The sequence below is a fragment of the Actinophytocola sp. genome (assembly GCF_045807065.1).
In the GTDB taxonomy this organism is placed as follows: Bacteria; Actinomycetota; Actinomycetes; order Mycobacteriales; family Pseudonocardiaceae; genus Actinophytocola.
This window is the reverse complement of sequence record NZ_JBJMIE010000685.1, coordinates 1-8,531: the sequence shown is the minus strand read 5'-3', so window position 1 is coordinate 8,531 and position 8,531 is coordinate 1. Positions and strand designations below refer to the sequence as shown.

General features: G+C 71.9%; 12 protein-coding genes. 1 reads left to right on the top strand and 11 read right to left on the bottom strand.

Annotation, left to right across the window (positions count from 1 at the left end; genetic code table 11):
* Nucleotides 1–34: 34 nt before the first annotated feature.
* The 4 genes from ACJ73U_RS40370 to ribH all read right to left on the bottom strand — a co-directional run bounded on the left by ACJ73U_RS40370 (nucleotide 35) and on the right by ribH (nucleotide 2,710).
* A complete protein-coding gene (locus ACJ73U_RS40370; RefSeq protein WP_407783061.1) occupies nucleotides 35–1,051 on the bottom strand; it encodes a GDSL-type esterase/lipase family protein in 1,017 nt (338 codons plus the stop codon).
* Nucleotides 1,052–1,162: 111 nt separating this feature from the next.
* Nucleotides 1,163–1,663 (bottom strand): Rieske (2Fe-2S) protein, encoded by a 501-nt coding sequence (locus ACJ73U_RS40365; protein WP_407783060.1) that lies wholly within the window; start codon nucleotides 1,661–1,663, stop codon nucleotides 1,163–1,165.
* Between the two features lie 106 nt (nucleotides 1,664–1,769).
* Entirely contained in the window at nucleotides 1,770–2,216 is a 447-nt protein-coding gene (locus tag ACJ73U_RS40360) for a PH domain-containing protein (protein WP_407783059.1), read from the bottom strand.
* On the bottom strand, nucleotides 2,213–2,710 hold the full coding sequence (gene ribH / locus ACJ73U_RS40355; protein ID WP_407783058.1) for a 6,7-dimethyl-8-ribityllumazine synthase: 498 nt from the start codon (nucleotides 2,708–2,710) through the stop codon (nucleotides 2,213–2,215). The genes ACJ73U_RS40360 and ribH overlap by 4 nt, the downstream gene beginning before the upstream one ends.
* Before the next feature lie 49 nt (nucleotides 2,711–2,759).
* Between ribH and tsaA the strand changes: the two genes are divergently transcribed.
* Nucleotides 2,760–3,203 (top strand): tRNA (N6-threonylcarbamoyladenosine(37)-N6)-methyltransferase TrmO, encoded by a 444-nt coding sequence (gene tsaA / locus ACJ73U_RS40350; RefSeq protein ID WP_407783057.1) that lies wholly within the window; start codon nucleotides 2,760–2,762, stop codon nucleotides 3,201–3,203.
* Here the strand turns inward: tsaA and ACJ73U_RS40345 are convergent.
* The 7 genes from ACJ73U_RS40345 to ACJ73U_RS40315 form a co-directional block, all read right to left on the bottom strand.
* Nucleotides 3,200–4,441, bottom strand: a complete 1,242-nt coding sequence (locus ACJ73U_RS40345; protein ID WP_407783056.1) for a bifunctional 3,4-dihydroxy-2-butanone-4-phosphate synthase/GTP cyclohydrolase II — start codon at nucleotides 4,439–4,441, stop codon at nucleotides 3,200–3,202. The genes tsaA and ACJ73U_RS40345 overlap by 4 nt on opposite strands.
* Entirely contained in the window at nucleotides 4,438–5,100 is a 663-nt protein-coding gene (locus tag ACJ73U_RS40340) for a riboflavin synthase (RefSeq protein ID WP_407783055.1), read from the bottom strand. The genes ACJ73U_RS40345 and ACJ73U_RS40340 overlap by 4 nt, the downstream gene beginning before the upstream one ends.
* Nucleotides 5,101–5,102: 2 nt before the next feature.
* Nucleotides 5,103–5,753 carry a ribulose-phosphate 3-epimerase gene (gene rpe, locus ACJ73U_RS40335; RefSeq protein WP_407783062.1) on the bottom strand — a complete coding sequence of 217 codons (651 nt, stop codon included), beginning with the start codon at nucleotides 5,751–5,753 and terminating at the stop codon, nucleotides 5,103–5,105.
* A 53-nt stretch (nucleotides 5,754–5,806) separates the two neighbouring features.
* Nucleotides 5,807–6,142, bottom strand: a complete 336-nt coding sequence (locus tag ACJ73U_RS40330; RefSeq protein WP_407783054.1) for a hypothetical protein — start codon at nucleotides 6,140–6,142, stop codon at nucleotides 5,807–5,809.
* Entirely contained in the window at nucleotides 6,034–6,801 is a 768-nt protein-coding gene (locus ACJ73U_RS40325; protein WP_407783053.1) for an asparaginase, read from the bottom strand. Before ACJ73U_RS40325 ends, ACJ73U_RS40330 begins: the two co-directional genes overlap by 109 nt.
* 59 nt (nucleotides 6,802–6,860) lie before the next feature.
* Nucleotides 6,861–7,169: a hypothetical protein gene (locus ACJ73U_RS40320; protein WP_407783052.1), complete on the bottom strand. Its 309-nt coding sequence runs from the start codon at nucleotides 7,167–7,169 to the stop codon at nucleotides 6,861–6,863.
* The coding region (locus ACJ73U_RS40315) for an RsmB/NOP family class I SAM-dependent RNA methyltransferase (RefSeq protein ID WP_407783051.1) at nucleotides 7,166–8,531 on the bottom strand (1,366 nt) is incomplete at its 5' end. The genes ACJ73U_RS40315 and ACJ73U_RS40320, both read right to left, overlap by 4 nt.

Sequence of the window (8,531 nt, the reverse complement as noted above, 5' to 3'; positions counted from 1 at the left end):
CCACCCCAACGGATCACCTGTGGATGGCTTTTGCCTACACGGCATGGAGATTGCCGTCGGCGCCGGCCAGGCACTGCGCCGACGAGCGACCGGAGTTGACGAACTCGGTGACGCACCGGCCGAGCTGTCCATGCCCCTTCGCGTTGGGGTGGAAGGACTCCTGCGCGAGGTGGATGCCGATGGCGTCCAGGCCGCCGGTCACCAGGGCCCAGGGGTCGACGGTGATCCTGTTCTCCCATTCGTTCGCGGTGCTGGCACCGCCGCTACAGGCCTCGTGGCCCTCGGTCGCCCGGGAGAAGTCGAGGAACTTGGCGCCACTGCTCGTCGCGACGTCGCGCAGGGTCGCGGCGAACTGCGGAACGGCCTCGGTGCGTGCCCACCGGCCGTCGGCCAGCTTGAGCGGGCAGCCCTGCGGGCCGTGCAGCGTGGGATCCATGTGCTCGGTGAACGGCGAGGCGTACGAGGTGAGGACGAGGTTGTAGGAGCCGTTCGCGTAGCCGGCCTGGGACATGGCCGACTTCACGTCAGCGAGCGCGGCCCGCACGCGGGGTGCCATCGCGGCCAGCCGCTGCGGCCACTGGGTGCGCAGGTAGGAGTTGCAGCCGGAGCTGAACGGGTTGAACCACTCGCCGATGCAGTCGAGCACGGTGTCGGCGAAGGCGGGCTCGTCGTTGGCGCCGATCTGCACGATCACCGTGGTGACCCGGTACTGCTGGGCGACACCGATCAGGCGACGGGACTGTGACCCTTCCGTGTAATGGGTGGTGTCGGCGAGTGACACGTTCGACGAGTCGGCGCCGGAGCACGCGAGGTTGACCGTCTTGGTGGCGACGGTGGTCCTGTGGACCAGGGCGTTGAGTGAGCGGTGGCACCAGTCACCGTTCTCGCCGCGGGTGCCCGCTTCGTAGTTGCCGGCGCCCTCGCCGGAGATGGCGCTGTCCCCGAGGGACACGATGGCGGTCGGCCGGTCGTCGGCGCTCGCCGGCGTGGCGGTGGCGAGACCGACCGTGAGTAACGCGGCCGCGAGTAGACCGATCCTCGTTGATCGCATGACCTGACTCCCCGAGCAAACGTGCTGGTTAGGGCGCGCTCACACTATCCAGCGGGAACCCGTCTGGCTATAAGCCGAACGGGGTTCACGTTTGCCCGGGGAGCGCTCGGCTCAGGCGAGGACGACCTTGTCGCCCTCGACCTTGACGTTGACGGTCTGCAGGGGCGCCGCCGCGGGGCCCTTCTTGACCGAGCCGTCGGTGGTGGAGAACTGGCTGCCGTGGTTCGGGCAGGTCGCGACGCCGTTCTGCGGGGGGTTGACGGTGGTGCCCATGTGCGTGCAGGCGGCGTTGTACGCCTTGACCTCGGTGCCGGTGCGCACGACGAGGACCTTGCCGCCGCCGGGGTTGTCGACGATGAGGCCGCCGCCGTCGGGCACGTCGGCGAGCGCGGTCAGCGCACCCCCGCCGGCCGACGAGCCGCCGCCGGCCGTGTTGCCGCCGCCGGTGTTGCCGGTGTTGCCGCCGGTGGAGCTGTCCGACCCGTCGGAACAGGCGGCGACCAGCGCGCCAGGCGCGACGAGCGCGACCATCAGGCCACACAGGACATCGCGGCGCGACCGGTGCGCGGTCGCGGGGGTGCTCGCGGGCGTGGTGGGTTCGACAGCAGTCAAGCCGGGCCTCCGTGGTGTCTCGGCTGTCAGTGGGACACCGGGCCTTACGCGGCCGCACGCCGAATGGTTCAGCGCGTTTCCACCGGTCGGCGGAATGTGATGTGACTCAACGTGACGCGGCGTCGTCCGCGTTGGCCTCGCGGCGCAGCCGGCGGAGCTCCCGCATGGCGGCGACGGCATGCTCGCCGTCGATGGCCTGGACGGCCAGGATCGGGACGTACTCGTCGGCGGGCAGTTCGAGCCGCGCCCAGGGCGAGCCGTCGGGGAAGCTCACCGACACGATGTCCGACCAGCGGTAGTGGTGGGTGCCCAGCATGTTGCGGACCTCGACGCCCTCGTGGTCGGCACGCACGCGCGGGCGGGCGAACCACAGCGCGCCGGCCGCCAGCACGAGCCCGATGCCGGCCATCGCGACCTGGTCGGAGGCGTAGAAGGTGACGCCGGTGGACGAGCTGCGCAGCAGCACCGCGACGACCACGAACACCACGACGAACAACACCGCGACGGCGATCGCCGCCACCCGTGCCTTGTGGGGGCGTGCCTGAAAGGTCATTCGAAGCCCCGTTCCATCCACGGCTGCCGCAGCCCGCGCACGACCATCGCCGTGTCCAGGGCGGCGACGGTGGCCTCGAAGCCCTTGTCCTCCGCGGAGTCGGGCAGGCCGCAGCGGGCCAGCGCCTGCTCCTCGTCGTTGACGGTGAGCACGCCGTTGCCCACAGGCGTCGACTCGTCGAGCGAGACGCGGGTGAGGCCGTAGGTGACCGCGTCGCAGACGTACTCGAAGTGGGGCGTGCCGCCGCGGATGACCACACCGAGGGCGACCACGGCGTCGTGGTGCTTGGCCAGCGCCTGGCAGACGACCGGCAGCTCGACGGCCCCGGGCACCCGCACCACGGTCGGCTCCCTGATGCCGGCCTTCTTCGCCGCCGCGAGCGCCCGCTCCAGCAGCGTCGAGGTGATCCTGTCGTGCCACCGGGTGGCGGCGATGGCGAGGCGGATCCCCTCGCACTCCTGCACTTCGACCTCGGGCCGGCCTTCACCACTCACGAACAGCAGTATCCTCCCCCAGCCTGGACGCCACCCAAGGAGGCCTTCCGTGACCTACCAGCTGAACCCCATCGGGCACGTCGAGTCCCCGCTCACCGATCGGGCACGTGCGCCGAAGCAGGGTCGGGAAGGCGCGCCCGACGCCTGGCTGGTGTTCCGCCCGGAGATGGCGACGGGCCTCGGCGACCTGTCCGTCGGCGCCGACATCATCGTGCTGACCTGGCTGCACCAGGCCGACCGGAACGTGCTGTCCGTACACCCGCGCGACAACCCGAAGAACCGGCTGACGGGCGTGTTCGGCACCCGCTCCGCGGACCGCCCCAACCCGATCGGACTGCACCGCGTCCGGATCGTGGCAATGCAGATACCCACGACCGAGACGACCGCCCACCCGGGTTTCCTGACCGGGCGCCCCCGCATCCGCGTCAGCGACCTGGAAGCCGTCGACGGCACCCCGATCGTCGACGTCAAGCCCGCACTGAGCGACCGCTAGACCTGGGTCGAGCCCTCGAACAGGTCCAGGTCGCCCAGTTCGTGGCCCATGCGGTCGCGCTTGGTGCGCAGGTAGCGCAGGTTCTCGGCGTTCGGACGGATCGGGAGGGCGACGCGGTCGACGATGGTCAGGCCGTAGCCGTCCAGGCCCACGCGTTTGGCCGGGTTGTTGGTGAGCAGGCGCATCGACTTGATGCCCAGGTCCACCAGGATCTGGGCGCCCTGGCCGTAGTCCCTGGCGTCGGCCGGGACGCCGAGGGCCAGGTTCGCGTCGACGGTGTCGTGGCCGTCGTCCTGGAGTTGGTAGGCCTGGAGTTTGTGCATGAGGCCTATGCCTCGGCCCTCGTGGCCGCGCATGTACAGGACGACGCCGCGGCCCTCGGCGGCGACGGCGGCCAGTGCGGCCTCCAGTTGGGGGCCGCAGTCGCAGCGCAGGGAGCCGAAGACGTCGCCCGTCAGGCACTCCGAGTGCACCCTGACCAGGACGTTCTCGCCGTCTTCCAGGTCGCCGTAGACCAGGGCCACGTGTTCGATGCCGTCGAGCTTGGAGTCGTAGCCGACCGCGCGGAACGCGCCGTGCGGGGTGGGGATGCGGGCCTCCGCCACCCGGACCACCTGGACCTCCTTGCGGCGGCGGTAGTCGATGAGGTCGGCGATGGAGATGATCGTCAGGTCGTGCTCGGCCGCGAAGACCTCCAGCTCCTCGCGGCGGGCCATGTCGCCCTCGTCCTTCTGCGACACGATCTCGCACAGGACGCCGGCCGGGCGCAGGCCGGCCAGTACCGCCAGGTCGATGGCCGCCTCGGTGTGGCCGGGGCGGCGCAGGACGCCACCCTCCTTCGCGCGGAGGGGAACCACGTGACCCGGACGGGTGAAGTCGCCGGCCTCGGACGTGGCGTCCGCGAGCAGGCGGATCGTGCGGGCCCGGTCGGCGGCGGAGATGCCGGTGGACACGCCCTCCTTCGCGTCGACCGTGACCGTGTACGCGGTGCCGCGCCGGTCCTGGTTGGTGTGGAACATGGGCGGCAGGTTCAGGCGGTCGCAGTCCTCCTCGGTCAGCGGCACGCAGATGTAGCCGGACGTGTAGCGGACCATAAACGCGATCAGCTCGGGCGTGGCCTTCTCGGCCGCGAAGATCAGGTCGCCCTCGTTCTCGCGGTCCTCGTCGTCGACCACGATCACCGGGCGTCCGGCGGCGATGTCCGAAACCGCCTTCTCGATACCCTTGATGTCACTCATGACAGGGCCTCCTCCGCCGTGACCCCATTCTCCTCCGGCGCGGCCGGGTTGCCGGCGAAGTGTGGTGCGGCCAACCTCTCCACGTACTTGGCGACCACGTCGACCTCCAGGTTCACCCGGTCCCCCGGGGTGCGGATGCCGAGCGTGGTGGCACGCAGGGTCTCCGGGATGAGGCTCACGCTGAACTCCGCGCCGGACGGAGTGTCCGACACGTCCACCACCGTGAGCGAGACGCCGTCGACGGTGATCGAGCCCTTCTCGACCAGGTAGCGGGCGAGCTTGGCCGGGATGCCGATGCGGACGAGGTCCCAGTGCGGGCTCGACTCGCGCGACAGGACCACCCCCGTCCCGTCGACGTGGCCCTGGACGATGTGGCCGCCGAACCGCTTGCCGACCTCGGCCGCGCGTTCCAGGTTCACCGGCTCGCCCGGCGTGATCTTGTCAAGGCTGCTGCGGACGAGCGTCTCGCGCATGACGTCGGCGGTGAACGCGCCGTCGGCCACCTCGACGACCGTCAGGCACACGCCGTTGACGGCGATGGAGTCGCCGAGTCTCGCGTCGCTGGTGACGAGCGGTCCCGCGATGGTGACGCGCGCGGCGTCCGGCAGGTCCTGGACGGCGACGACCTCGCCGCGTTCCTCGACGATCCCCGTGAACACCCCTACATCGCCCTTCTGGCTCGTTCCCGCAACGCCTCGACCGCCCTGGCCGGGTCGTCCGCGCCGTAGACCGCGGAGCCGGCGACGAAACAGTCGACCCCCGCCGCCGCGGCCTGCTCGATCGTGTCGGAGTTGATGCCGCCGTCGATCTCGACCAGCACGCGCAACTCGCCGGCGTCCACCAGCTGGCGGGCCCTGCGGACCTTGTCGAGTACCTCGGCCATGAACTCCTGTCCCCCGAACCCCGGTTCGACGGACATCACGAGCAACGTGTCGTAGTGCTTCAGCAATTCCACGTACGGCTCGAACGGTGTCCTCGGCTTGACCGACAGGCCGGCGCGCGCACCCGCTGCCCGCAGGTCGTGGGCAAGCTTGACCGGGTCGGCGGCGGCCTCGACGTGGACGGTCACGTTGTGCGCGCCCGCCTCCGCGTAGCCGACCGCCCAGCGGTCGGGGTCCTCGATCATGAGGTGGCAGTCGACGGGGATGCCGGTGCTCCTGAGGATCGCCTCGACCACCGGCAGGCCGAGGGTCAGGTTGGGGACGAAGTGCCCGTCCATGACGTCGACGTGCAGCCACTCCGCGCCCTTGACCGCCTCGGCCGCTTCGGCGAGCCGCGCGAAGTCGGCGGCGAGGATGCTGGGCGCGATCATGGGTTCTCGTGACACCTCACGAGCCTATTACCTACCGGTAGGGCGCTGCTGCCTCACCGGTAGAGATCGAACGCCTCGGTGATGGTCTGCCTGTCCGATCGTGCGGCGAGCAGGAGCGTGAGCAGTACCCGTGACTTGGCGGGATCGAGGAAGCCGGACTGGATGAGGCCGCGGTCGAGCAGGTCGCGCTCGGAGCCCGGGTAGCCGTAGGTCTGCCGCAGGACCGAGCCGGCGCCGGTCCGGGTGGAGAGGACCACCGGGATCCGCCTCGCCTGCTCGGTCACGACGGGCACCATGGCGACCGGGACGTGCCCGGCGCCCAGGCCGGCGATGACCAGGCCGTCGAAGAGGTCGCCCGCGCGCTGGAGCAGCGCGCCGTCGTCCCCCATGGCCACGGTGATGAGCCGACACGGACGCCGGTGACCGACGGGTCGGCCGGGAGCGTGAGACCGGTGCGCGCGACGCCGCGGATGCGCGGGTCGCCCTCGACGACCAGGCCGAGGGGCCCGAAGCCGGGTGAGACGAACGCGCCGGTGCTGCTGGTGTGGTTCTTGCGGACGAACCGGGCCCCGTGGATCTCGTCCGACATCACGACCAGCGTGCCGAGACCGCGGGCGCTGGGCGAGGTCGCGACGCGGATGGCGGCGTAGAGGTTGGCCGGGCCGTCCGGGCCGGCGGAGTTCGGGTGGCGCATCGCACCGGTGACGACGACCGGCGCGTCGGCCGGCACGGTCAGGTCGAGGAGGAAGGCGGTCTCCTCGATCGTGTCGGTGCCGTGGGTGATCACGACGCCGGTGGCGCCGGTCGCGATCTCCTCGTTGACCCGCGCGGACAGCGCGACGAGGTCCGCGAAGCCCAGCGAGGGGCTGGGCAGGGACCGCAGCGACTCGGTGGTGATCTTCACGTCCAGCTCGGCGAGCCTGGGGACGGCGGCGACGAGGTCGTCGGCGCCGAGCGAGGGCACGATCCCGCCGCTGGCACTGGGTGCCATCGCGATGGTCCCACCCATGGAGATGACGGCGACGCGGCCCCGCGCGGAGATCGACACGTGCCGAGACTACGACCGCATGCCCCGAAGGCGCCCCTGAGGACGCCCTTCGGAGCAGGTCAGGCGCGGACCTGCGCCAGGGCGATCCTGGCCAGCCGCGGCCACTCGGCGGACTGGGCGACCGGGACGGCGACCCAGTCCTTGAACGGGCGGCCGCCGCCCGACGGGTCGAACAGGCGGGCGCCGGGGAGGTCGAGGGCGGCGCCGTGGTCGGGGGTGCCGGCGCCGAGGCGGAAGGCCAGGTCGTCGCCCTTGAGGCAGGCGAAGGCCTTGCCGTTCGCCTTCAGTGCGCGTTTGCCGAACATCGCGCCGGCGGTCGCGTCGGGTAGGTCCGCCGCCAGGGTGTCCAGCAGGTCGTCCGGGGTCACGCGGGCTTCCTCATCAGTGCGCAGAACATCGCGTCGGTGCCGTGGCGGTGCGGCCACAGCTGCACGTACGGGCCGTCGCCGAGGTCGGGCATGTCGGGCGGGAACGCCTCGCGGGTGTCCAGCGGGGTCACGCCGGTCTTGCGGACCACGTCCGACACGATGCCGACCGTCTCCGACAGGTGCGGCGAGCACACCACGTACCCGATCACGCCACCCGGACGGGTCAGCTCCACGGCCGCCAGCAGCAGCTCGCGTTGCAGCTTCGTCAGCTCGCCGACGTCCGACGGCTGCCGGCGCCACCGCGACTCCGGGCGCCGCCGCAGCGAGCCGAGGCCCGTGCACGGCGCGTCCACCAGGACCCGGTCGAACGTGTCCGCCGCCAGGCCCAGCGCGGCCGGCGACCGGCCGTCGCCGACGTGCACCACGATCGGCAGCCCCTGGGTCGACTGTTCCACCAGCCGCGCCCGGTGGGGGGCCTTCTCCACCGCGTCCAGCCGGCCGCCCTGGATGCCCACCAGCGCGCCCAGCAGCGCCGACTTCCCGCCGGGACCCGCGCACAGGTCCAGCCAGTGCTCGTCCGCGCCCTCGACGAGGGGCCTGGTCAGCGCCACCGCGCACAGCTGGCTGCCCTCGTCCTGCACCGACGCCAGCCGCTCCCGCACCGGGTCCAGTCCGGCGGGGTCACCGGCGCCGGCGGCGAGCCGCACCCCGTACGGCGAGTACGGCGCGACCTCGCCGCCGGTCATGGCCGCCAGCTCCTCCGCCGTGATCTCGCCCGGCCTGGCCACCAGGTGCACGGCCGGACGCTCGTTGTCGGCGGCCAGCGCGTCACGCAGCTCGTCGCCCGTCGAGCCCAGGGCGTCGGCGAACGCGCGCGCCACCCACCGCGGGTGCGCCTCACGCATGGCGAGGTTGCCGATCCGGTCCTTGGCCGGGTCCGGCGCCAGGTCCGCCAGCCACTCCTCCTCGCTGCGCTCGGCCACCTTGCGCAGCACCGCGTTCACGAACCCGCTGCTGCGAGAGCCGTGTTCGGCGCGCACGAGGTCCACGGTGGACGCGACGGCCGCGTGCGACGGGATCCGGGTGCGCAGCAGCTGGTAGCACCCCAGCCGCAGCACGTCGAGCAGCGCCGGTTCCACCTTGACCAGCGGGCGGTCGACGCACGCCGCCAGCACCTCGTCCAGCAGGCCGATGCACCGGCACGCGCCGTAGGCCAGCTCGGTCGCGAGCGCGGCGTCGCGGCCGGTGATCCGGCGTTCCCGCAGGATCTGCGGCAGGAGCAGGTTGGCGTAGGCGTCGCGGGCGCGGACCTCGCGCAGCGTGTCGAGCGCGGCCTGCCGGGCAGGGTCGTCGACCGGCGGT